Annotated in this window: 23 protein-coding genes, 1 tRNA gene and 1 other RNA gene; 20 read left to right on the forward strand and 5 right to left on the reverse strand. The window is 34.0% G+C overall.

The window, feature by feature from the left end:
- Positions 1-24: 24 nt before the first annotated feature.
- The 3 genes from CES88_RS08650 to CES88_RS08660 form a co-directional block, all read right to left on the reverse strand.
- The gene (locus CES88_RS08650) at positions 25-954 is read right to left on the reverse strand and encodes a hypothetical protein (protein WP_290733407.1); all 930 of its coding nucleotides are present in this window, start codon (positions 952-954) and stop codon (positions 25-27) included.
- Positions 955-978: 24 nt separating this feature from the next.
- Positions 979-1,530, reverse strand: a complete 552-nt coding sequence (locus CES88_RS08655) for a hypothetical protein (protein WP_290733409.1) — start codon at positions 1,528-1,530, stop codon at positions 979-981.
- A 98-nt stretch (positions 1,531-1,628) separates the two neighbouring features.
- Positions 1,629-3,008, reverse strand: coding sequence for a DUF2779 domain-containing protein (locus tag CES88_RS08660; protein WP_290733411.1), 1,380 nt, complete (start codon positions 3,006-3,008; stop codon positions 1,629-1,631).
- A 138-nt stretch (positions 3,009-3,146) separates the two neighbouring features.
- Between CES88_RS08660 and CES88_RS08665 the strand changes: the two genes are divergently transcribed.
- The 14 genes from CES88_RS08665 (at position 3,147) to CES88_RS08730 (ending at position 18,514) form a co-directional block, all read left to right on the forward strand.
- Positions 3,147-3,392 (forward strand): hypothetical protein, encoded by a 246-nt coding sequence (locus CES88_RS08665; RefSeq protein ID WP_290733413.1) that lies wholly within the window; start codon positions 3,147-3,149, stop codon positions 3,390-3,392.
- An 8-nt stretch (positions 3,393-3,400) separates the two neighbouring features.
- Positions 3,401-6,364 (forward strand): type I restriction endonuclease subunit R, encoded by a 2,964-nt coding sequence (locus CES88_RS08670; RefSeq protein WP_290733415.1) that lies wholly within the window; start codon positions 3,401-3,403, stop codon positions 6,362-6,364.
- A complete protein-coding gene (locus CES88_RS08675) occupies positions 6,357-7,631 on the forward strand; it encodes a restriction endonuclease subunit S (RefSeq protein WP_290733417.1) in 1,275 nt (424 codons plus the stop codon). The genes CES88_RS08670 and CES88_RS08675 overlap by 8 nt, the downstream gene beginning before the upstream one ends.
- Positions 7,631-8,704 (forward strand): AAA family ATPase, encoded by a 1,074-nt coding sequence (locus tag CES88_RS08680; protein WP_290733419.1) that lies wholly within the window; start codon positions 7,631-7,633, stop codon positions 8,702-8,704. Before CES88_RS08675 ends, CES88_RS08680 begins: the two co-directional genes overlap by 1 nt.
- 6 nt (positions 8,705-8,710) lie before the next feature.
- On the forward strand, positions 8,711-10,324 hold the full coding sequence (locus CES88_RS08685; RefSeq protein WP_290733421.1) for a type I restriction-modification system subunit M: 1,614 nt from the start codon (positions 8,711-8,713) through the stop codon (positions 10,322-10,324).
- 34 nt (positions 10,325-10,358) lie between these two features.
- The gene (locus CES88_RS08690) at positions 10,359-12,248 is read left to right on the forward strand and encodes an ATP-binding protein (protein WP_290733422.1); all 1,890 of its coding nucleotides are present in this window, start codon (positions 10,359-10,361) and stop codon (positions 12,246-12,248) included.
- A 27-nt stretch (positions 12,249-12,275) separates the two neighbouring features.
- Positions 12,276-13,955, forward strand: a complete 1,680-nt coding sequence (locus tag CES88_RS08695) for a DUF262 domain-containing HNH endonuclease family protein (protein WP_290733424.1) — start codon at positions 12,276-12,278, stop codon at positions 13,953-13,955.
- Positions 13,948-14,181: a hypothetical protein gene (locus tag CES88_RS08700; protein WP_290733426.1), complete on the forward strand. Its 234-nt coding sequence runs from the start codon at positions 13,948-13,950 to the stop codon at positions 14,179-14,181. Before CES88_RS08695 ends, CES88_RS08700 begins: the two co-directional genes overlap by 8 nt.
- Positions 14,182-14,239: 58 nt before the next feature.
- Positions 14,240-14,809, forward strand: coding sequence for a DUF2971 domain-containing protein (locus CES88_RS08705; protein ID WP_290733428.1), 570 nt, complete (start codon positions 14,240-14,242; stop codon positions 14,807-14,809).
- Between the two features lie 43 nt (positions 14,810-14,852).
- On the forward strand, positions 14,853-17,507 hold the full coding sequence (locus CES88_RS08710; RefSeq protein WP_290733430.1) for a hypothetical protein: 2,655 nt from the start codon (positions 14,853-14,855) through the stop codon (positions 17,505-17,507).
- A gap of 2 nt (positions 17,508-17,509) precedes the next feature.
- On the forward strand, positions 17,510-17,950 hold the full coding sequence (locus CES88_RS08715) for an HAD family acid phosphatase (RefSeq protein WP_290733432.1): 441 nt from the start codon (positions 17,510-17,512) through the stop codon (positions 17,948-17,950).
- A gap of 7 nt (positions 17,951-17,957) precedes the next feature.
- Complete coding sequence (locus CES88_RS08720; RefSeq protein WP_290733434.1) at positions 17,958-18,182, forward strand: helix-turn-helix domain-containing protein; 225 nt, start codon at positions 17,958-17,960, stop codon at positions 18,180-18,182.
- Complete coding sequence (locus CES88_RS08725) at positions 18,175-18,351, forward strand: hypothetical protein (protein ID WP_290733436.1); 177 nt, start codon at positions 18,175-18,177, stop codon at positions 18,349-18,351. Before CES88_RS08720 ends, CES88_RS08725 begins: the two co-directional genes overlap by 8 nt.
- An 83-nt stretch (positions 18,352-18,434) precedes the next feature.
- A tRNA-Ser gene (locus CES88_RS08730) sits at positions 18,435-18,514 on the forward strand.
- Between the two features lie 107 nt (positions 18,515-18,621).
- On the opposite strand, the gene CES88_RS08735 is transcribed toward CES88_RS08730, so the two are convergent.
- Entirely contained in the window at positions 18,622-19,002 is a 381-nt protein-coding gene (locus CES88_RS08735) for a response regulator (RefSeq protein WP_290733438.1), read from the reverse strand.
- Between the two features lie 89 nt (positions 19,003-19,091).
- Here CES88_RS08735 and ffs point away from each other — a divergent pair.
- The 6 genes from ffs (at position 19,092) to CES88_RS08765 (ending at position 23,133) form a co-directional block, all read left to right on the forward strand.
- Positions 19,092-19,189, forward strand: an RNA gene (gene ffs / locus CES88_RS08740) — signal recognition particle sRNA small type.
- A 95-nt stretch (positions 19,190-19,284) separates the two neighbouring features.
- Positions 19,285-21,090 carry a DNA polymerase III subunit gamma/tau gene (gene dnaX / locus CES88_RS08745; RefSeq protein ID WP_290733440.1) on the forward strand — a complete coding sequence of 602 codons (1,806 nt, stop codon included), beginning with the start codon at positions 19,285-19,287 and terminating at the stop codon, positions 21,088-21,090.
- A gap of 9 nt (positions 21,091-21,099) precedes the next feature.
- A complete protein-coding gene (locus tag CES88_RS08750) occupies positions 21,100-21,414 on the forward strand; it encodes a YbaB/EbfC family nucleoid-associated protein (RefSeq protein WP_290733443.1) in 315 nt (104 codons plus the stop codon).
- 3 nt (positions 21,415-21,417) lie between these two features.
- On the forward strand, positions 21,418-22,014 hold the full coding sequence (gene recR, locus CES88_RS08755; RefSeq protein WP_290733445.1) for a recombination mediator RecR: 597 nt from the start codon (positions 21,418-21,420) through the stop codon (positions 22,012-22,014).
- Positions 22,015-22,028: 14 nt separating this feature from the next.
- Entirely contained in the window at positions 22,029-22,529 is a 501-nt protein-coding gene (locus CES88_RS08760; RefSeq protein WP_290733447.1) for a hypothetical protein, read from the forward strand.
- Positions 22,530-22,542: 13 nt separating this feature from the next.
- The gene (locus tag CES88_RS08765; RefSeq protein WP_290733449.1) at positions 22,543-23,133 is read left to right on the forward strand and encodes an ADP-ribosylation factor-like protein; all 591 of its coding nucleotides are present in this window, start codon (positions 22,543-22,545) and stop codon (positions 23,131-23,133) included.
- Between the two features lies 1 nt (position 23,134).
- Here the strand turns inward: CES88_RS08765 and CES88_RS08770 are convergent, their stop codons facing one another.
- Positions 23,135-24,352: a hypothetical protein gene (locus CES88_RS08770; RefSeq protein WP_290733451.1), complete on the reverse strand. Its 1,218-nt coding sequence runs from the start codon at positions 24,350-24,352 to the stop codon at positions 23,135-23,137.
- Positions 24,353-24,439 lie beyond the last annotated feature (87 nt).

Raw genomic sequence — 24,439 nt, forward strand, 5'->3', positions numbered from 1 at the left:
TAATTCCCTCGTATTAGTAGATTATCAATCCATGATGAACTTCAGTGATTGCTTCCTAAAGTCATAAATGCTTAAAACATTGTCGTAGACGCAGATTACGTGGTATTTGAGCACTTTTACGATGTTTGGATTATCTAGCTTAGTTTGAAACTTATAGCTCTCCTTTGTATCATAATTAACCATTTTAAGTTGAGTTGGGTTAAGAAAAGCAATCCAGCTACCTCTTTTAGCAATCGCCCCATGAGTTGCTTCTTCATTTCTAAAAAAGCAAAGTTTCTCCATGTACCTAGAAGGTTCAAGATCAGCTTTTACTCTTCCTGTCATGTTATCGATTAAAAACCTCTTTGACTCAGCCAGTAATTGAGAATAGTTTAACTCCCTACCTTCACTTTCTTCAGAATAGTTCTGAATATTAATTAATTCCTGCCCCTCAACTTTTAAAAGAGAAAGTCCTGATTTTGAGCAACAGGCTAGAAATACATGGCCATCATGTTTAAATGCAACTGAGCTAATAATTGGGGTCTTTGGCCCATAGAAACCAGTTGCTAGAATATTTAACTCTGGCAGTGAACGATACTCAAAGAAAGATTGATTCGTTTGCTGATCAAAGTAAGAAATAACCAAAGCAGACCTATCCTCTAGTGGGGCAACGGAGGTGGCCACATGATCTAGTGAGAATGATTGTGCAATTTGAAGCTGTGGATTGATAACATAGATATGCTTATCAGTTGTTGTAAACCAGAACTCTTCTTCATACTCTACAAAGCTTAAGATTTCAGTGCTTGGGAGAAGCAAGACAGAATTAAGAATATTTCCATCAAGGTCTATAGTAATGGCCATAGCATTATTTGATATTAATATAGTATTACCATTAGGGCTTTCTATAATTCCCTTGATTTGCTTAACAGGTACATCGATATTTTTAATAGTTGGGTCTTGGCATTGATCAAACATAATATTCTCCTATTTATTAATAAATTATTTTAGATTTTCACAAAACTCTTGGATTTTATTTAAAAACTCATTAACGTTCTCAACATTAAAGAGTTCGGTGTTACCGATTCTTTTGCAGAACTTTCCATTGATGTATTTTAAAAGGACTTGTTCTTCAGAAATACCAAGCTCCATTGTCATGACGATGGCAGCCTCAGGGTTACTCACTCTATAATCTTTTTCTCTTTTTTTTGGAGACCTTGAAGTGTAACCAATCTTGAAGCGTTTCTGTTTTTGACCATTGATTACAGTAAAGCCATTTGGACAAAGGTCGACGACATAGACACAATCTTTGCCATCCATTGGATCATCATTATTTTCAAAATTAGGGTCACTTTCAATTTTCTCCTTCAAGTAATCATACTGTTCTTGGCTTAAAACCTTGGCTGGGGAGCCTTTTGAAACGCCGTTTGGAAGCTCAGACATCGTTTTGATTCTAAACTTTTTATAGAAAGCATTATTCCTAATGTATTTATAAATATTTCTTCTCGAAACTCCTGTTTCTCGTTCGAGATCAGAAATAAATAGTTTTTTCATTTTTACCTCGTATGAAAAAAGTTAAAGTTGTCCACTTACTCATAAACAGAGCATTGTGTCGGTCATAAATTGTTAATAAGTGAGAAATTTATCTAGATCTATTCATGGCAAACCTCCCGCAGAGCTTCCACGATTGCATACATCGCATACGTGTCCATTTTGCAGTATTGCAGAAGCGAGTTATAGATTTCTCGTTTCTTCCTTGAGGTTGTTTTATCATCAATCATTTGAAGATAACTTATAAAAGCATCAGCCCCATTTGATATATTAAGATCTTGATAGCTTAATGCTGGAACAAGAACAGGAAGTACTTTTTTAATACTTGTACTGCCATTAAATTTAGATGAAAGGTAGTGGCCCTTTGTAAAAATAGTTTCAAGATCCCATAAGCGACTTATAAGACCATTCATCTTGATTGAATATTCAGGATATCTATCAGAGATTTCTTTTAGTCGCCCTTTTTCATAACTGGCATGATAAACAACAATAGATCCCTGTTCGTTTATCTTTTGATCTAGAAACTGAGCAAGGCCACGGCGAGGATCTGTATCTTGATCGTGCAAAAACTCAATATGCTTAAGTTTAGCTCCTGCTGATTCCTCAATATGAATTGATACTTGAAAAGTTATCTGTTCATAAGGAGAAGAACCCTTATATCTAGGAATTAAGATTGGAGCTGCTTCAAAATCCAAATAATATATGGGATATCTCAAAGTATTCAAAGTAGCATTAATGCTATCCCTGTTAATAATATCACCACTACCAGATGCCTTTACTTGAAGCTCTTGATAGCCTGAAAGCTTAGTAGAAGACGGAATATCTTTTAGATGATTAACACCATCGTTTAAGAGTTCATCAATCTTCTTCCCACCCCTTCTAAGATGGAATATTGAATAATCCAATAGTTCTGGAGAACAGCTTTCAATAAATTGGCATGATAAACAGTGACGGCCAACTTCCCTTTCAGGAGACCTCTTCGCATTAGCTGTCTTTCTAGCAATTTTTATAAGATCTTCAACTTCTGGATGGATTTCATCTACCAAAGCAGTCACGTCCTCAAATCGAACTAAGCGATTAATATCAAGGCTAGAAGCTAATGAATAAGTGTTATCAACAAAGGCCAACTTGTATACACCAGGATCATTGCCCGTCTCTTTTAGAATACATGCTTGTATTGCAATATCTAAAATGTCTTCGTTTCTAACGCTTGTGGATGACTTTACTTCAATTAGTGAATCATCAGTTAATATATCTGTACGAACAAGTACGCCATTACTAGTAAATGTCGCTTGGAGATTCGCATTAGGAAAAAGCGAAATAACAATATCCTCAAATTTATAACCCTCACTAGCTAAATATGACAGAAATGGATCATCCTTAAGATTTTTTAACTCTGGATTATTAAGCTCTAGATATAAACCCTTTTGGCAGTCTATATAAGATTTAATCAATGTTTTGGTTATAAGTTTCTTTGTCATAGAGAGATTATATCACGTAGCGTTATTTTGTGCAATGATTTATTGTTTAACAATAAAAAATTAACAATATTAAATTAGACAATATTTGATATAATAATATATCATTAAATAAGTTATTGAAAACACAAGCTGAGTTTTATGACAATCGAATTAGAAAAAAAGAAAGATTCCAATGATTATCCTCTCGTAGCCTTTAGGGTTAGCCAAGAGGAAAAAGATGAAATCATGCAACAACTAGAGGAACTAGTTGAAATCATTAATATGAATAAAAGTGAAGATGAGAAAGCAATAAGGAAGAACAAGATATTTGTAGAGGCCATGAGGCGTGGAATCGCAGATATCAAAAAAGGTTATTCAAAATTAAAACAAAAGAAAAATAAATAGGAAAAAGAATGACTTTAAATGAAGCTAAAATTGAAGAAGCATTTATTGAGAAGCTTAAAGATCTTAAATATACCTATCGACCTGATATTAGAGATCGTGATGCTCTTGAAAGTAACTTTCGTAAAAAGTTCGAAGCATTAAATCAGGTTAATCTTACAAATTCGGAATTTGAAAGGCTTAAAGATGAAATTGTAAGCAATGATGTCTTTAAAGCAGCCAAAACATTAAGAGAGAGAAATACCTTCATTCGTGAAGATGGAACACCTCTACAATATACTCTTGTAAACATTAAAGACTGGTGTAAAAACGAGTTTGAAGTAATTAACCAGCTAAGAATGAACACAGCTAACAGCCATCATCGATATGATGTTCTTTTGCTCATAAATGGTGTTCCTGTTACCCAGATAGAGTTAAAGACTCTTGAAATTAATCCACGACGAGCTATGGAGCAAATTGTTGATTACAAAAATGATGCTGGGAACGGTTATACGAATACACTTCTTTGCTTTATCCAACTTTTTATTGTTAGTAATAAAAACAATACATATTATTTTGCAAACAATCATAAGCAACACTTCTCTTTTAATGCCGATGAAAGGTTTCTTCCGATTTATCAAATGGCAGATGAAAAAAATAATAAAATTACTCACCTTCATGACTTCTCGGAAAAGTTTTTATCAAAATGTAAGCTTGGAGAACTAATCAGCCGTTATATGGTTCTCGTGGTAAGTGAACAAAAGCTGATGATCATGAGGCCATATCAAATATATGCAGTAAAAGCTATTGTAGAGTGTATTAAAGATAATCGTGGAAATGGATATATCTGGCATACAACGGGGTCAGGAAAGACGTTAACCTCTTTTAAAGCTTCAACGCTTCTAAAAGAAAACAACGATATTCATAAATGTTTATTTGTTGTTGATAGAAAAGATCTAGATCGCCAAACACGTGAAGAGTTTAATAAGTTTCAGGAAGGCTGTGTTGAGCAGAATACAAATACTGGAGCATTAGTTAAAAGACTTTTATCTGATGATCATGCAGATAAAGTTATTGTAACCACTATTCAAAAGCTAGGAATTGCTCTGGGTGAAGGTAAATGGAAAGATAAGCTTGAATCACTTAGCTCAAAGCGTGTTGCGATTATTTTTGATGAGTGTCACAGATCTCAGTTTGGAGATAACCATAAAGCTATAAAAGAGTTTTTTCCTAAGGCCCAGCTATTTGGTTTTACAGGGACTCCAATCTTTGATGACAATGCTACTTATAAGCAAGTTGATGGTAATGAAGCTACATATAAAACAACTACTGATGTTTTTGAGAAAGAGCTTCATTCTTATACGATAACAAATGCGATTGATGATCGAAACGTCCTACGCTTTCATATTGATTATTTTAAATCAGAATTAGATAGCGAGAAGAAGCAAAAAATTAAGCCTGGGGAAGCAGTATCTAAAGAAGCAGTAATTCGTACAATCCTAGATAAGCATGATAAAGCTACAAACGATCGCAGGTTTAATGCAGTCTTGGCTACTTCGTCAATTAGTGATGCTATTGACTATTATTATTTGTTTACTGATTATCAAAATGAAAGATACAAAAGCGATGATTCATTTATTCCCCTAAATATTGCTTGCGTTTTTTCTCCTCCAGCGGAAGGAAACCAAGATGTAAAACAACTTCAAGAAGATCTACATCAAGAAAGATTTGATAATCAATTTGATCCTGATAAGAAAAAAGAAGCTCTGGCCATCATTATGGATGATTACAACGCCTTATATGGAACAAATCATACTGTTAATGAGTTTGATCTTTACTATCAAGATGTACAGAAAAGAATCAAAGATCAGAAATTTTCAAATGCTGATTATGCACATAAAAATAAGATAGATATTGTAATTGTCGTAGATATGCTTCTTACTGGTTTCGATTCAAAATATCTAAACACACTCTATGTTGATAAAAACCTAAAATATCACGGTTTGATTCAGGCCTTCTCAAGAACTAATCGTGTGTTAAATGACACAAAGCCATACGGAAATATTTTAGATTTTAGAAGTCAGCAAGATGCAGTTGATGATGCAATTAAATTGTTTTCTGGAGAGAAAGTAGATCAACCAAAAGAGATATGGCTTGTTGAACCTGCTCCAGTAGTCATTGATAAGTTAGAGGAAGCAGTAAAAGACTTAGAAGGCTTTTTGAAAGAACATGATCTTCCTTGTTCCCCAGATTCTGCCCATAAGCTTAAAGGCGACGAGGCTAGAGCTGGATTCTTAAATAAGTTTAAAGAAGTTCAACGTCTTAAAACTCAGCTTGATCAATATACTGATCTAACAACTGAGCAAAAAGAGCAAATTGATGAAAGTATTCCTGAAGAAGATTTACGAGGCTTCAGGGGAGCCTACTTAGAAATTGCAAAGGTGTTTAAAGAGCAGCAAGTAAAAGCTGATCCAGATAGCGATATTGCTCAACTAGACTTTGAATTTGTTTTATTCTCATCTGCCATAATTGACTATGACTATATCATGAAGCTTATTGCTCAATATACTCAGGGCACATCAAAACGAAAAATGTCTAGAGATCAGCTAATTGGATTACTCGCTGCAAATTCAAACTTTTTGGATGATCGAGATGATATAGTTGCTTATATCAATACTCTCAAGATTGGTGAAGGCTTAACAGAAGATCAAATCAGAGATGGTTATAAAAATTTTAAAGATCAAAAAGTGCAAAAAGATATTTCAAATATTGCTACTAAACATGGTCTTGATTCATCTGTTTTATTTAAATTTGTTGAAAATATAATGGATCGCATGATTTTTGATGGAGAAAAGTTAAGTGATTTAATGGAGCCATTTGATCTTGGATGGAAAGAGCGAACTTCTAAAGAAGAAGAATTAATGGCAGATCTATTGCCTTTATTTAAAAAGTTAGCGAATGGAAGAGAGATATCGGGGTTAGCTGCATATGAATAATAGAAGAAAAAAGATGATTCCAGCTTTACGTTTTTCTGAGTTTGAAAGCAATGGGGAATGGGGAAATACGATAATAGGGAGTTTGGGAAGTTTTTATTATGGAAAAAGTGCCCCAAAGTGGTCTTTGTCAGAAGATGCTAAAACTCCATGTGTTAGATATGGGGAGTTGTATACAAAATTTGGTCCCGTTATAAGGGAGGTATACTCAAGGACTAATATCGAGCCTGAAAAGTTACGCTTTAGTAAAGGTGGAGAAATATTGGTACCAAGGGTTGGAGAAAAACCAGAGGATTTTGGGAAGTGTTGTTGCTATCTTCCTCTGGAAGGTGTTGCAATTGGAGAAATGATTAGTGTATTTGAAACTAAAGAAAATCCACTATTTTATACATATTATTTTAAGAGTATGTATCGTCAGTTTGCAAAAGTCGTAGAGGGACAAAACGTTAAAAATTTATATTACAAAGAGCTTGAGCCTCTGCCTATTGGTATTACCTCACCCAAAGAGCAGAAGAAGATAGCGGACTGCCTCTTGTCTCTTGATGACTTAATTTTAACACAAAATGAAAAAATCAAAAGTTTAAAAAGATATAAAAATGCACTTTTACAACAACTATTTCCACATAATGGTAAGGCTGTACCTAGTATCAGATTTTCCGAATTTGCAAATCGGAAAAAGTGGGATGAGAAACCAATGAAGGACGTATTTTCTCTGGAACAAGGTTATGCATTCTCTAGTAAGGATAGTGTAAGTAATGGTGTAAGGTGGTTAAAAATTGCAGATGTAGGCTTGCAGAAAATGACACCCAAGTCACCTTCCTTTTTGCCTGAAGAACATAAAAATAAATTTGAAAAATCCATTGTAAATAAAGGTGACTATGTAATGGCATTAACTCGTCCAATTTTAAGTGGAGAATTGAAAATAGCTCAAGTAGATGATGAGTATGACGGTGCGTTGTTAAACCAGCGGGTTGCCAAAATAGTTACTTCAAATGACCAATCATTTATATATTTTTTATTACAAAAATCAAATATTGTAGAGAAAATAGAAAAAAACATCGCAGGAGCAGAGCCTCCTAATTTATCATCTAAACATATTGAAAAAATTAATATTTATATCCCAGAGCGAGATGAGCAAGAAAAAATAGCAAAAGTTTTATCATCTCTAGATTTGATCATTACTAATGCTTGTTCGTGGCTTGAAAATCTCACTCAGCATCAAACAGGACTTCTTCAACAATTGTTTCCTCAGCTAGAAGGAGATCATTAATGTCCATAGTAGAAATTGCAGATGAAATATATAAATTGAAAGAAAAAATTGTTTTAATTTATGCCTTTAACACAACTGGGAAAACAAGACTGTCGATAGCATATAAAAATGCAACCAAAAGCGAAAGTAGGCATACAGGTGTTTATTATAACGCCTTTAGTGAAGATTTATTCTCATGGGATAATGATATTGAGAATGATGAGAGCAACATACGATTAATGATTAAAAAAAGTAGTCTTAACAAATTCCATTCTCTTTTCACAGAAGAAGATGTTATGAAAAAATTGGAGTTATATAAACCGAAATATAATTTTTTCTTTGATTATATTGATGATGATATGGAAAAAGGTATAGAGGGAATTAGGTTCATTGTAGGTCAAAGCGAAGAAGATCAAGAGCAAATAAAAATTTCTAGAGGCGAAGAGCGAATCTTTGTCTGGTGTTTATTTCTTGCGATGTTTGAAGTTGAAGGATGGGCCGATGAACAAAATGCTCATTTTTTTATTGATGATCCCGTTTCAAGTCTTGATGATCATAATATATTCATAACTGCTACAACTTTGTATGCGTTAATTGAAAAACATTTTGAGCATAGAAAAATTATTATAACTACCCATCATATTGGAATTTATTCGATATTGTCTAATTGGTTAACAAAGGGTGAAAAAGCTGATAAATACAAAAAAAACACTAAACAATTAATTGTCAATCGAAAAGAAGAAGGCCTGCAACTTGAACCAATTCGGAAAAGTATTTTTCTATATCACCTTCACTTGCTGCAAACTTTAGACAAGGCAAATTCAGAAAATAGCTTGGTTACATTTCATTTTGCTTTGTTAAGACAAGTCTTGGAAAATATCGCTTCATTTTTGGGGGTTGGCCAATTTTCATATGTTTTGAACCAAATAGGCATTGAGAATGAAGACGAGGTGTCGAATATTCTTAACGTTCTTGCACATGAAAAAGTCTATAGATATCAAACAGAAAAGATGAATCCTGATAACGAATTACTATTTAATAATATTCTTGAGAAACTAAAAGATAAATATCAGTTTGTTTTGCGAACGGAGTAAAAATAAATGACAAAAGAACAATTAAATCAATTAGGTAAAACATTATGGGCAATCGCAAATGATCTACGTGGAGCAATGAATGCTGATGATTTTCGTGATTACATGCTTTCATTTTTGTTTCTCCGATATTTGTCTGATAATTATGAATTAGCAGCTAAAAAGGAGCTTGGTAAAGATTACCCTAAGTTAAGTAACGATAACAAAACTGCACCTATATCGATCTGGTACAAGCAGAATGGAAAAGATGTTAACGCATTTGAAAAACAGATGCGTAGGAAGGTTCATTATGTAATTAAGCCTGAATATTTATGGACTAATATCGCTGAATTGGCACGTACTCAAAACGAAGATCTACTTCATGTTTTACAAAAAGGATTTAAGTATATTGAGAACGAATCTTTTGAGAGTACATTTCAAGGTCTGTTTTCAGAAATTAATCTTGATTCTGAAAAGCTAGGAAAAAAGTATACTGATAGAAATAAAAAGCTGTGTAATATTGTTCAGAAAATTGCAGAAGGGATTGCACAGTTCTCTGCGGACAGTGACACACTTGGTGATGCTTACGAGTATTTGATAGGGCAATTTGCTGCGGGATCAGGGAAAAAGGCAGGCGAATTTTATACACCTCAAGCGATGTCTACAATCTTATCTGAAATTGTATCGCTTGACGCACAAGACCCGTCAAAAGGACCAAAGAAAAAACTGGATAAAGTTTTAGACTTTGCTTGTGGGTCAGGATCTCTACTTTTAAATGTACGTAGGCGTGTTGGTGATAATAAGGGAAGTATTGGGAAGATCTACGGTCAAGAAAAGAACATTACAACATATAACTTAGCACGTATGAATATGCTCCTTCATGGTCTTAAAGATACTGAGTTTGAAATTCATCACGGTGATTCTCTGTTTAACGATTGGGATTTATTAAATGAGATGAATCCATCAAAAAAATTGGAATGTGATGCTATTGTGGCCAATCCGCCATTTAGTTTAAGATGGGAGCCAACGGATACACTTGCGGATGATTTTAGGTTTAAAAACTATGGACTAGCCCCGAAGTCAGCAGCTGACTTTGCATTTCTTCTTCATGGATTTCACTTTTTATCTAATGAAGGAACAATGGCAATTATATTACCTCATGGAGTGTTGTTTCGAGGTGGAGCGGAGCAAGAAATTCGAGCAAAACTATTAAGAGATAACAATATCGATACAGTTATTGGACTACCTGCGAATTTGTTTTATTCAACAGGAATTCCTGTATGTATATTAGTTTTAAAAAAATGCAAGAAATTTGATGATGTATTATTTATAAATGCCAGTGAGCATTTCGAGAAAGGTAAAAGACAAAATCATTTATTACCTAAACATATTAAAAAAATTGTAGATACATATACGAATCGTCAGGAAGAGCCTCTATATTCAAAACGAGTAACTCTGGATGAAATAGAAAAAAAACATGATTTTAATTTAAACATTTCTAGATATATAACAACCCAAGAACCAGAAGAAGAAATTGATTTGGAATTAGTTCATAGCGAACTTGTCGAAATTAATAAGCGAAGTGAAGAAGCTAGAGAGAAACACAATACCTTTTTAAAAGAACTAGGCTTAAAGACAATATAGTAAAGCGTTTACAAGGTAATATAGAGGACAATATATGCTGTTTGGAGAAGATTTTTTATTAGATCATGCAAAGAATATGGTTACTAATCCAAAAGTTGCAATGATGGAATTGATTGCAAATTCTTCTGATGCTGGAGCTCTCGTTGTTAAAATTACTTGGCCAGAAAAAGAGAAAGAACTTTTAAAGATTGAGGACAATGGAATTGGATTAACCTTTGAAGAGTTTGAAGAGAGATGGGAAACATTATCTTATAAACGAAGAAAAAATTTGGGAAATGATGTGATCTTTCCAGAAGATATACCGTCTCCTCACCCAATAAGAAAATTATTTGGAAAGTCGGGGAAAGGGAGGCATTCATCATTTTGTTTTGCGGAGAGCTACAAGGTTATTACTAAGAAGAATGGACTTTTAAACGAATTTATAGTCAAGAAAAGTGGGACTTCTGAGAGGCCATTCGATATTCAAAATGTACAAAAGAACATCAAAACAGATGGACATGGTACGACAATAGAGCTTGTTGCTGAAAAGGGAATTATAAGCATAGAAGATCTAAAAGATATTATTGGCTCCAAATTTCTAATGGATCCAAGTTTTGATATTTTTATTAATAATGAAAAGATTATATTTGATGACCTGAGTACATTTCACTCTGATAAGATTGATATTCCTGATCTTGGTACATTGGAAGTCATATTCATTGATTCAACATTATCAGAAAGAAGTTCACGCTTAAGGGGTCTTGTATGGTGGGTACACAACAGAATGGTTTCGGATCCCTCTTGGACAAACCTAATAACTGGAAAAAACCACCTGGATGGACGTAGTAAGTCTGCAAAAAAATATGGATTTGTTATTAAGGCCAACTTTCTTGATGAGCAAGTTGAGTCAGATTGGCAAGGATTTCAGGATACTGAAGCTACACGTATAGTTGGAAAAGCAGTTGATGATTATATTACAAATAAAATCGATGAACTTCTTTTCACGACTAGAGAGGATGCAAGAAAAGAAATAATATCTTCAAATAAAAGTGTAATCACTGAGTTAGGATTAGTATCACAAGTAAGAGTTGTTGATTTTATTAAGCAACTCCAAGCAGATTGTCCTTCAATGAAACAGGATGATTTAATCAATGCCTCAAAGATTTTTGCAAATCTTGAAAAATCACGCCATGGTTACGACCTCTTAAGACAGTTGTCACAGTGTTCTGTTAATGAACTTGATCGATGGAATACAATTATTTCTAAATGGGATTCACGTTGGGCAGAGATTGTATTAGATGAATTAGACTCTAGAATTAAGCTAATTAACGAAATGGAAAAACTAGTACATGATAAAAAAACTGATGAATTGCATGAGCTACAGCCGTTATTTGAAAAAGGACTTTGGATATTTGGGCCTCAATATGAATCTATAGAGTATCAGTCAAATAGAACCTTAAAAAATATTGTTGATAATTTCTTAGCTGGAGACTCAACAAAGCTTCAGGCTGCTAAAAGACGCCCAGATCTTTTAACTAGCCCTGTTGGTGCTTGGGAATCAAGTAGATATGGTGAAGATGGTGAAATCATTGGTGCTGACAAAGTATTGATTGTTGAACTTAAAAAAGGTGGATTTGATATAAAGCAAAAGGAAATTGATCAAGCTAGAGATTATGCATTAGAGCTTAAACGTTCTAGTGCGATTGATGATAGTACATTTGTGGAATGTTTTGTTTTAGGATCAACAAAAGATCGATTTGCTGTTGAAGCTAAACTAGATGATTTAAAAATAAAAATTGTTCCCAAAACATACGAAAATGTTTTGCGTCAGGCAAATGCAAGATTGTTTAATTTAAGAAAGAAAATTGAAAGTATTGCTCAAATATCTATGCCTGATGAAATCAAAGAAGTTGTTTCTCAAGCAGAGTTACCTCTTGGAGTTTAGTTGGGTTTATAAATAGGAATTTTAAAAATGAAGAACAAAACAGAATCAATTAGGAAGATTGTAAATTATCTAAACAACCCAGAAAAAGAAGGTGGATTTTGGTTACCAAATATCCAGCGTCCTTTTGTGTGGAGTGAAGATCAAATTCAAAGATTATTTGATTCAGTTTTACGAGAATACCCTATTAGTACATTTCTGGTTTGGAAGACAAAATCTGAAATCAAGACTAGACGTTTTATTGAGAAGTATAGATCAAACACTAAGCTGTCAGACTATAATGAAATCCCAAATGAGGAACAAAAGCTTTTAGTCTTAGATGGGCAGCAAAGATTACAGAGTTTTTTTATAGGCTTACAGGGTTCATATGAAAAAAAAGAACTTTACTTCAATGTGCTCAGTGGAAAACAGGCTCCACCTGATGACATTCGATATGAATTTAAATTTATAGATAAGAAGAATGTTACATTGCCATGGGTAAGATTTAAAGATGTTGTGTTTTCAAATAAACCAAGACAAATGGCAAAAGATATCTTGTCGAAATTTGATGATATAACAGATGAGCAATCAGAGATAATCGAAGACAATCTAATGAATGCACATACAATTTTTGCGACATCTGAAGTTATTACCTATCAGGAAATTGATTCTGTGGATAACCCTGAGAATTATAATGACGATGATGTTGTAGAAATTTTTATTAGGGCCAACTCTGGTGGAACACGTCTTGGAAAATCAGACTTATTATTTTCATTGTTAACATCATCTTGGGATGACGCAGATGAAAACATGGAAGACCTGCTAGAGAATTTAAATGGATCTGAGTTTAATTTTTCAAGGGACTTTATTTTAAAAACCTGCTTGTCTCTTTTAAATAAAGGAGCAAGCTATAAGGTTGAAAAATTTAGAGATGGTAAAACTAAAGAGCAGATAATCAACGACTGGACGAATATATCCAATTCGATATTGGATGTTAGGGATTTTATTGCAACACAAACATATATAAGAACAGATAAGGCAATGCCATCGTATTTGGGTCTAATTCCTGTAATTTACTTCAGATATCACTATCCTGATAAATGGAAGAAGGCCAAAGGTCTTGATACATATTTCTTAAGAACTTTGATAGCAGGATCTTTTAGTGGAACACCAGATAACTTGATTGATAAATGTACCAAAAAAATAACTGAATTAAGTGACTTTGACACAGACATTATATTTGGCGTGATAAAAGCTGATGGTAGGAATCTAGATATAACCAAAAATACTATCCTAGGTGCAACTTATGGTTCCAAGCAAATCCATATGATTTTCAACTTACTTTATAAAGATTTTAACTATAGACCAGCCTATAAGAATAACTTGCCGCAAGTTGATCACATATTTCCACAAGCTCATCTTAAAAAGGTCAAGGAAGTTAATCCCACAACTGGTAAACGAAACATTAGAAAATATAAGGTTGAATTCAGAGATCAGATAGCAAATTGTATGCTTTTGAGTGCAGGAGAGAATGGTGCTGGTGGTAAATCAGACACGTTACCTGAAGTTTGGTTTGCTGATAAGGATGACAGTTATCTAGATATGCATCTTATCCCTAAAGATAAAGATTTATGGAAAATGGAAAGATTTGAAGACTTTATAGAAGCAAGAAAAGTTCTAATTGAAGAGAAGTTTGGTTACATGATTCAAGAAGAGGTCGGTAATGATTGATTTTGATAAGTTTTTAGGAAAATATGTAAAAGTTAAGGTTCGAAACTTGCATCAGGTAATGGATGACTATGGAGTTCTAACAAAAATAGATGCAGATACTATCGAGTTAGAAGAAGAGGGCCCAAGTGCTGTTAATGAATATGGCGATAACATGGGTGGAACTCATACAATTCAAAAAACTTTTGTGATTTCAATTGAAGAAGTTAATGATGATTTAGAAGTATAAAAAAATTTAAGCCTTAAAAAGATGGTTTAAACAACGTGACCAGAGTCTAGGAAGATGAATGAGAGAGGAAGTTTTCTATAAGTATAGAGGATTAGATAATTTTGAGTTTTTTGCAGACATTATACTTAATAAAAGATTGTATGCAGCTCAATTTCAAACTTTAAATGATCCAATGGAAGGACATTATTATTACTCTATGAATGAAGATAATGAGAAAAATATAGATAAGTGGGTTAAAGACTTTTTTAACCAAAAGCAAAAACATCGCATTTGTTCATTGTCTAAGGATGATAACAATATGCTTATGTGGTCTCACTATGCAAATAGTCACAGAGGTGTTTGTATTGGTGTGACGGTTGAAGATAGTCTCGACATTATTCATTCTGGCCCAGTTACATATTTAGATGACTTACCTACTTTGCAGTATCACTCTACACCTCAAGAAGTTTTGATGAAAAAATTAAAAGCTTGGAATTATGAAAGAGAGCATAGAGTTATTTCGACAGATCAATTTGTTAAGATAAGCGTTAAGGAAATTATATTTGGTTCAAGGTGTACTTCTGTTCATAAAAAAATTGTTAGGGCCATTGTAGAGAAGTATTCTCCAGAAATAATCTTAAAAAATTAATAAGAAAAATTAGGTTTTGAACGAAGCCCAAATAGGAGTTGGAATGACAATATTAAGTGAAATTTTAGATTGGGCTACAGCTCAGGAAGATTGGAAACAAGATATTGTCCGAAGGATACTTTCGTTTGGTGAATATACTAACAAAGATGTTAAAGAAGTCGCAGAGATTGTTCTTGCTCAGAATGGATATTGTAAGAGTTCATCTATAGAAGCCACTCCAATAAATAGATCAGATTTTACTAGTATAGAAAGAGCATCAAGTAGCAAAGTTGTCTTAAGGAAATTAGAAGCACCAACAAATGTAAATGCCCTTACCTCTGATTCAAAACTGCAGTTTGCATTAGACGGCTTAACTATTATTTATGGTGAAAACGGTGTCGGGAAATCAGGATATAGCAGACTGTTGAAGAGTTGTTGTAAAGCTCGAAGTGTGGATAGTGTACTTCCAAATGTATTTGATGAGCAGTCTACAACGCAAGCGTCTGTAAAATTAGAGTTCTCTGAGAATGAGAATGTCATTCAATATGAATGGTCAAACAATGCAGAAGGAAATGAATTTCTTCAACAAATTGTCGTTTATGATAATAAGTGTGGGAAAATTCAGGTTACCGATAAAAATGAATTAATATATTTACCGAGTGGTACTGATATCTTTAAGAAAATTATAGACTGTATTTCGGAAGTGAAAAATATACTATCTAATGAAAAACCTAAAGAAGTTAAAATTAACCTTGATAAAGTTGATCTTAGCTCGTCCATATATAAATATGTATCAAAAATAACAAAAGATACTGATAGTGAAGAATTATTAAAGAAGCTAGAATGGTCAGTGAAAAATGAAAGTGATTTAGTGTCATTGAGTAAAAAAATAGTTGATGCCAATGAGGCTGAAGTAAAGAAAAAGGTAACAGCGTTAGATAAGGAAATTACAAATCTTACTAGTCTGCAGTCTGACTTTGATCTATTGGAGAAGTCGTATTCTGAAGAAAAACTAAAAAACCTCTCAGTAATAATAAACAACAAACTCGATAGTAAAAAAGCTTTAGATGAATTATCACAAAGCATGAGTACTGATGGAATGATTTCTGGGACTGGCAATGAGTTGTGGCGAGTACTTTATGATGCCGCAAAAGAGTTTTCGGAAAAGACCGCATACCCAGATAGTGCATTTCCTGATGAAACAGCTAAATGTGTTTTTTGTCAGCAAGACCTTGAGCCTGATGCAAAAAAACGCTTGGAAACATTCAAGAGCTTTGCAGAGGGCAAGATAAAAAAGAACTTTGATGATATCGTTGTAAAAACAGATAAAGTAAAAGTCTTTTTAGAGGGACATGATTCAAAGATCATAGAAGCAAAGAAAATCTTAGATCAGAATTTTATATGTTTATCAGAAGACAATGTAAAAATATTGAAAGAGAAACTCGACTCACTAAACTCATATCGTCTAGCGTTTATAGATGCTATTAATAAAGAAGATGATAAGTTATTAATCAGTGACACATCAAATGACAGCAAAATATCCATTTTTGAACAAGTAATTGTAAAGACTAAGGCGACTAAAGAAGAAATTCAGAAGAGTATTAATCCAGAAGAACTGAAAAAAACTAAAAACGAAAAGAGTGAATTAGACTCTCTTAAAATAGCAAGTAGTAAGAAAAGTGACTTCGTTGACTACATCAATTATTTAAAAGCTCTGGACCAATATAACACAATGATAAAAGCTCTCGACCATACCAGTATATCAAGAAAGGGAAGCTCGATCATAACAAACTCTTTAAAAGATACATTTTTAAAAGCTTTAACCCTCGAATTATCAAAACTTGGTGGTGAGAAAATACCCCTATTTATTGATTCATCTACAAAGGATGGTAAGCCAACATTTCAATTGAGCCTAAAAGGAGCAAATATGCCTCCAAGGAGTAAAATTGATTTGATATTAAGTGAAGGTGAGCAAAAAATTGCATCTCTTGCTGGTCTACTTGCTGAACTGGATACGGCGAAGCACCAAAATGGACTTATATTAGATGACCCAGTTACTTCTTTAGACCATCAATACAGAAAGAATATCGCCAAGAGATTGGTACAAGAAGCTAAAGAAAGACAAGTCGTCATATTTACCCACGATATTGCTTTCTTGTTTGATCTCGAGTTTTTCGCAAAAGAATTGAATGTACCAACACATCTACAAAATATAAGAAAAGACGGGAAAAAATCAGGAATTATTTTTAATACAAATCCGTGGCACGCTCAGAATGTTAAAGCAAGAATCAAAACCTTAAGTGATGATGTTGATACACTAAAGAGTAAAAACCTTAACGGTGATGATTATAATCATGAAGCAGGCATTATTTATGGTCGAATCAGAGAAACTTGGGAAAGAGCAGTTGAGGAAGTTCTCTTTAATGAAGTTGTTACTCGATTCGGGCAAGGTATTCAAACCCAACGATTAAATGGTGTGACAGTTGATGATGCTGATTTTTCAAAAATTAGCTTTGAAATGTCAAAATGCTCAAAATATATGATTGGCCATGATAAGAGTCTTTCTCTTTCAGATGATCGACCCAAGGTAGATGAAATTAAAACAGACATAAGTACAATTAGTCAGTTTGTTAAAGATATAAATAAGAAAAAAGACGACCTTATTAAGAAGCGTAAAGAGATTGTAGATAAACCTCCTGTGGCAACTGTTGTAGATTAAATATGAAAAAAAATAAATGCATAATAATTGATGTAGATGGAACTTTAGCTAATATAGACCACAGAAGAGGCTATCTTGAGGAGGGTAACGACTGGAAAAGATTTAATTCCAGTATGGAGAACGACTCGCTGAACACTTGGTGTAAGGCGATAGTTGATAAGTTTAAAAATGAATATCAAATTATTCTTCTAACTGGAAGAGAGGAAATTCACAAAGATGTTACCTTAAAGTGGCTAAAGGGTCATGATGTTCACTTTGATTCAATATTTTTTAGAAGCGAAAAAGATTACCGTGATGATGCAATAGTTAAAAAAGAGCTATTTGAGAGGCATATACAGGGAAAGCATTCACCGCTATTTGTGGTAGATGACAGAAAGAAAGTTGTTTCAATGTGGCGAGATCTGGGATTGGTATGCCTACAGTGTGACTGGGGTGATTTTTAAAAAGATTATGAAAATGGAAGATGTTGATTCGAAAAATTTTGAAAATCAAGAATGGCTCACAACAGAAGAAGCAGCTGACTATCTTCGCATTTCTGTAGGTCGCCTTAGAAATATGACAAGCAATGGTTATGTCCCCTTCTATAAATTGGGTAGATCAAATAGATATTTAAAAGAAGAATTGAGAAAAATGTTGCTAGATAATAGACGTGGGCCTTGGTGGGATAATGATTGAAGAAGAATACACAGAAGAAGAAATTAAAAGAGCTGCTGATGTCTTTAAGTTACTTAGTAAGTGGCAACAAGAAGCTGAATTAGAGAAAGCTAATAAAACTTCTTCTCCGTCGTGCACGCAAACCTCTGAAGAAAGAAATTGCACGCAAACTGCACGCACTGAAGGGTGAAAGTTTTGGTAACTATTTGATTTCTTTGGTACCAAAATTCTGTGTGCAGAAAATTTTAAGTGCGTTAACTATTGAAAATATTGGGATTATTAGATTAAAATAACAGCTTGGAAAGCGTGTAAGCGGCAACGCTTCGTGAGTTCGAATCTCATGTTCTCCGCCATTTAGAAATTATACTACCATTAGATTTTATAGTAGCTTCTCGTGAAGTAGTAATTGAAAACGGTAATAATAAAGTATTTATTTGAAAAATAATTACAATATTAGGATCTACCCAGAAGCACCTAGGGTGATCTTGCAGTATTTAATTAGTCTGTCTGTCTTAAATGGTTTATCTAGGTAGAATAGATTCTCTAAAACTATAACTTCATTTTCTATTTCAGGGATGTATCCTGAAATAACAATAATTGGTGTACTTGAATTGAGATTATCTGTTGTTCTAATTTTCTTAATAAAGTCTAGGCCTGTGCAAAATGGCATCTTATGGTCTGTAATTATAAGGTCAAAATTAAAACGGGAAGTGTTTAGATATGCTTCGAGTCCATCGTTTGCAGTAGTTATGTTTACTTGCGTGAAAAACCTTTGAATTGAATCCTCAATTAAGTCTCTAATCAGCGGCTCATCATCTATTATTAGAATATTTTTTTTCATTACTCAATTATACGCAGCTTTAAAGCAAATACACTATAAAAAATCTGCTGATTGACATCATAGATTTAAGAAAATAAGATGACGTCGGTAGTCTGACTCACGGCAATTGTATTCATGGTGAACTCCGCCAGGTCGGGAACGAAGCAACGGTAACTTTTGGTATGATGTGTCGTTGAGTTAGGCTGCCACTTCGATTGTACAATCCCCCCTTTTTCATTGCCTAAATCTATTAATTTCATTACCTTTGAAGTACGAATTAATTAATCGAAGTGGATAGTTTTAATGTCTTATCAAGTTCTAGCAAGAAAATGGAGACCAAAGAGATTTCAAGACGTTATAGGCCAGGGGCATATAACAAAATCTCTTCAGAATGCTTTGTCGAGAGACAAGCTGGGGCACGCCTATATTCTCACCGGAACGCGAGGCATTGGAAAAACTTCTGTAGCAAGAATTTTTGCTAAGGCCATTAGATGCGAGAATAAATTAGAGGACTCAAATTCTTGTGGAGTTTGTGAGAGCTGTCAGGATTTTGATAGCACAAGCTCAATGAATGTCGTTGAAATTGATGGGGCTTCAAATAATAGTGTCGATGACATTAGAGACTTGATTGGAAATATTCAATACCTGCCGACAAGTGGAAAGTATAAAATCTATATAATCGATGAAGTTCATATGCTTTCAACGAGCGCTTTTAATGCGCTTTTGAAAACTCTCGAAGAGCCACCAGCTCACGCTATTTTTATTCTAGCAACAACAGAACCTGAAAAACTTTTGGGAACAGTTCTATCAAGATGCCAAAGATTCGATTTTAGAAATGCCGCTGTTGTTGATCTTGTGGCCCACTTAAAGAAAATATGTGAAGTTGAAAATATTCAATTTGAAGATGAATCAATCATTAAGCAAATCTCTATACAGGGGAAGGGTTCTGTTAGAGATACACTTTCTCTACTTGATCAGGTTTTAAGCTTCTCTGAAAATGGTGTGATTACTGAGCAAAGTGTGAGCTTTGCACTTGGGCTTGCTAAGACATCAGTCATTATTGAACTCGTTTCAAATATTATTAATGGCGATAGAGATGAAGTCGTAACTCTTTATAAGAGTTTATTAAATGAAAATGTATCAGTAAAAAATATCTGCCACTCACTTTTAGATGAGTTCTATCTCTTTATTTCTCAGATAGATAATAGTGAAAACTTAAAGAAGAGATGGCCAAGTGTTGATTCAGCACTGTTGCAGTCCGGAGAAGTTTTTTGGATATATGAAAGTATATCTAAGGACGTGAGTTGGACTTTGTCGTCACTGTCGCCTGAGAATTGTACAGAAATAGCTCTTCAGAAAGTTACACTTAGAAATACCTTCTTCGAAAAAGGTGAAGTGGTTAAAAAAAAAGTAAATAATTCTGAAACTTTAAAACTTAAAGAAGAAGTTAAAGAAGAAGCTCCAATTGTTGAGGAGGAGCAAGCCTCTACTCCTGTGGTGACCGAACCTGAACCAGTTCAGGAAGAAATTGATGCGAGCGAAGAGTTTTCTAAGATGAGTACGGCTCTAGAGGATTCTGAAAAAATTATTACTGAAGCACCTGTTGAAGAAGTTGCTGATAGCTCTAAAAAAGAAGAAATCCTTAAAGAGAAGTCAGTTGAAGAGCTGCCTAGAGATTGGGATGGTTTTCTCGCCTATCTTTTTAAGGTCTCTCCAGCATCAGCGGCAAACCTTGAACAGGGAAATATTCTCTCCCCATTATCCAAATCAGACACATCAGTTTCAATTGAAATAGGCTTTCCAGAATCAAGTCGTGTTTTTTTAGATTATTTAAAAGAGCAAGAATCTTTTGATAAGTTGAAAGAGCTTGTTGCGAACTTCTTTAGTGTTGAATTAAGTAAGGTTAATCTCCAGCTTGAAATGGTGAATCAGGAACAAGTCATTGACTCTGAGTTCAAATCAAAAGCACAGATAAAGCAAATAGAAGAAGAGGAAGTCGAAGAAGCTAAAAAAGAAAAGATTAGAAGTAATCCTTTCATTCGTCAGGCAGAAACAATTTTTAATTCAAAAATAGATAAAATAGTAATCTCAAAAGAGAAAAATAATTAGGAGCTTTTTATGGCAAAGAATTTAAATCATTTAATGAAGCAAGCACAAGTTATGCAACAGAAGATGTCTACTCTTCAAAAAGAGTTAGAGTCGAGAGAGTTGGAGATTTCTGCTGGCGGTGGAATGGTAAAGATTAAAATTAATGGAAAGCAAGAAATACTTGAAATGAAGATTAATCCAGAGTGTGTTGATCCTTCTGATGTAGAAACTCTTGAAGAGTTAGTTCAAACTGCAGTTAATCAAGCGGTTAAAGAATCGCAGGATATGGTTAGTAGTGCTATGAGTAAAGTGACTGGTGGATTAAATATTCCAGGACTTTTCTAGAAGATGGTTGAGCTTCCAGAAACCCTCTTAAATGTCATTGATCAGCTCAGTAAGATTCCTGGAGTTGGTGATAAGACTGCAACAAGGCAGACTCTTATTTTGGCGAAGTGGTCTTCACAGGATCTAAATGCTTTTGGAGATGCCATGAAAAATTTGGCGCATCTAAAGTCATGTGTGGACTGTGGAATGTATTCGGATAATGACCTTTGTGAGATTTGTGCGGACGCTGGAAGAAAAGAGGGGCGCTCTATTTGTGTCGTTGAAAATGTAACAGATTGCTTAGCTATTGAGCGAAGCGGAAACTATGATGGCCTCTATCATATCTTAGGAGGAGTATTGAATCCTCTTATGGGAATTGGCCCAGAAGAACTCAAGATTGATAACTTTGTAAAAAGAGCAAAGAGTTTAGAGGTTGAAAGTGTTATTCTAGCTGTTAATCCTTCTGTAGAGGGGGATGCAACATGCTCTTATATTAAGCAGGTCTTACCTGAGAATATAGAAGTTGATAGAATTGGATTTGGTATTCCAATGGGTGGAAGCTTAGAATACTTGGATACAATGACTATTGCTAAGGCACTTGAAAATAAAAAGAAAATGTAGACCAGGGAGTGGTTTTGTTTAACCTAGGAAATTTACCAAAGTTAGCAGATGAATTCTTTTCAGAAGTTGCTGATCTATCCCAGTTAACGAATAGTAGTTTATTCCTCTGTCGTTCGGATGGAGTTCCTCTCTATGTAAAGAATGAATTAAATTCAGAATTTGACGACGCCTCTGTAGGAGCGTTACTTGGTGGTGTTTGGCAGGCCGCGAGAGCGATGGCCTCCTTTATTCCAAACTCAAGTCTTGAAGAAGAATACAGACTAAGCTTTGATACATCAGATAAGGGAATTTATATTGTTCCAATAAACCTTGGTGGAGAAGAAGTTTACCTTGGTCTAATTTACTTTAAAGAAATTAACCCTGGAATGGTGAAGGCTAAACTTAGAGAAATTAGTTGGAGATTTTCTGAGTTCTGGAGTCTTGTAAACTTTAAAGAAGAAGTTCAGGATTCAACTCTATTTAATAATATTACTGATGAAGAGATGGATAATCTCTTTGCATCAACACTTCAATAGTTGAGGACTCAATATGTCTTTTGTGAATTATCATTCAAAAGAAATTAACTGTAAAATTGTTTACTATGGTCCAGGCCTTGGTGGAAAAACAACAAATATACAACACGTTTATCAAAAAACTTCTGGGGACTCGAAAGGAAAAATCATTTCATTAAATAATGAAAATGAAAGAACTCTCTTCTTCGATTTCCTTCCATTAGATCTTGGTGAAATTCGTGGGTTTAAAACGAGATTTCATCTTTACACTGTTCCGGGACAAGTTTTCTATGAAGCAAGTCGAAAGTTAATTCTTCGAGGTGTTGATGGGGTTGTCTTTGTTGCAGATTCTCAAGTTGAAAGATTAGACGCAAATATTGAAAGTTTAAAAAGTCTTGAAAGTAATCTATTAGAGCAAGGTTATGATATGTCTCAAATTCCAATCATCATGCAGTGGAATAAACGCGACCTTCCAAATGTTATGAGTGCAGAAGACTTGTCAGAGAAATTAAATAAATGGAATCTTCAAGAGTTTGAAGGAGTAGCAACTCAAGGGACAGGCGTCTTTGAATCTTTAAAACATATTAGTAAATTAGTTCTTATGAATTTGAAAAGCGGTGTTGAGTAATTTAGATCTTTCCGCTCTTTTCTAGAAAATCGAGCATTACGAGATGAGACTCAAGAAGAGCTTCTTGATTATAGAAGCTTGATCTTGTTCCAATTAAGTGATGTCCTCTAAGAATTCCAAGATTTATTCCTTTGAAATAGTTAGGAAACTGAGAGTTCTTCGTATCTACAACTCCATCATTACTTTCACTACTTTGAAAAATTAACTTAGTTAGAACCATCCATATATGACTCTCATACCACTCAGCCTCAAGTCCAATCGCAGAAAAGAATTTAAGTTTTGGAAGATCATTGTGATTTCGCTGAAACCAGCTTGACTGGTAATCACTAGAAAGAGATTTTTGAAATTCCTTCATCATAATATCTCTTTTCTTATCGATGAATTGATAAAGCTTTGTGTTTTCAAAGAAGTGAACGCTATTAATCATCTTAAATATTTTCTTCTTCAAATGATCAGAGCCAAGAATTGGTGAGGCAATTGTGCTTACTCCAACAATATTTTCTTCGGCCCATTCTCTCTCATTTTTCAAGAAATGAAGAGTATCAAGACCACCTTTTGAAAAACATAGCAACCACAGTTTTTCGGTAGGATTTTCATCTTTATATCTCTTAAGCTGTTCAGCTAAGAGTTTAGAGTTGTGTTTAGAGGATTTAGATCCGTTAACATTGGCAGCAACGTATTTAATTCCTTTTGTCTTAAAGAGATGTTGGGCACCCCTTTCAAATGCTGGTGTAGAAAATATTTCGTTAAAAACACCGGAAATTAAAACTAAAGTTGAGTCAATCTTAGGAATATTAAATCTAGCTTTGTGCTCTGAAATTTTATGAGTGTAATCTAGCTCTAAGTAAATTGCTTCAAAAACAGCTTCTTCATCGTACTTAGAAAAGATACTCGTATCGTTATTGGCAATGGCCTTAATAATTTCTTGAAAGCCTTCATCGTAGATAAAGTTATTTCTTCTATTAAAGAAATCGATATGTGAATGAAGATGTCTAAGAGTTGAGTGAGAAATCCAAGTTCCAGAGTTTGTTAGTGTTTTAACCAACTGCCCCATTGTGTTTATATTTGGCTCTCTTATAAAAATTTCTACGGCTTCAATAGAATCACGAATTGACGTACGAGTGGCACTTTCCAAGAAGTTCTTGGTGTGCTTTTTGTATGATTGATACTGTTTAAAGTATTTCATACATGTATCTTTCGTAGCTAATGCTGGTGACATAGTTTAAATCCACTTCCAAATTGAATGTGCCTCGAGTAGAATTGTGTCATTAACCAATTTGAGTAGTCAAATATTTTTGACGCGGAG

Source organism: Halobacteriovorax sp. JY17 (assembly GCF_002753895.1).
Classification (GTDB): Bacteria; Bdellovibrionota; Bacteriovoracia; order Bacteriovoracales; family Bacteriovoracaceae; genus Halobacteriovorax.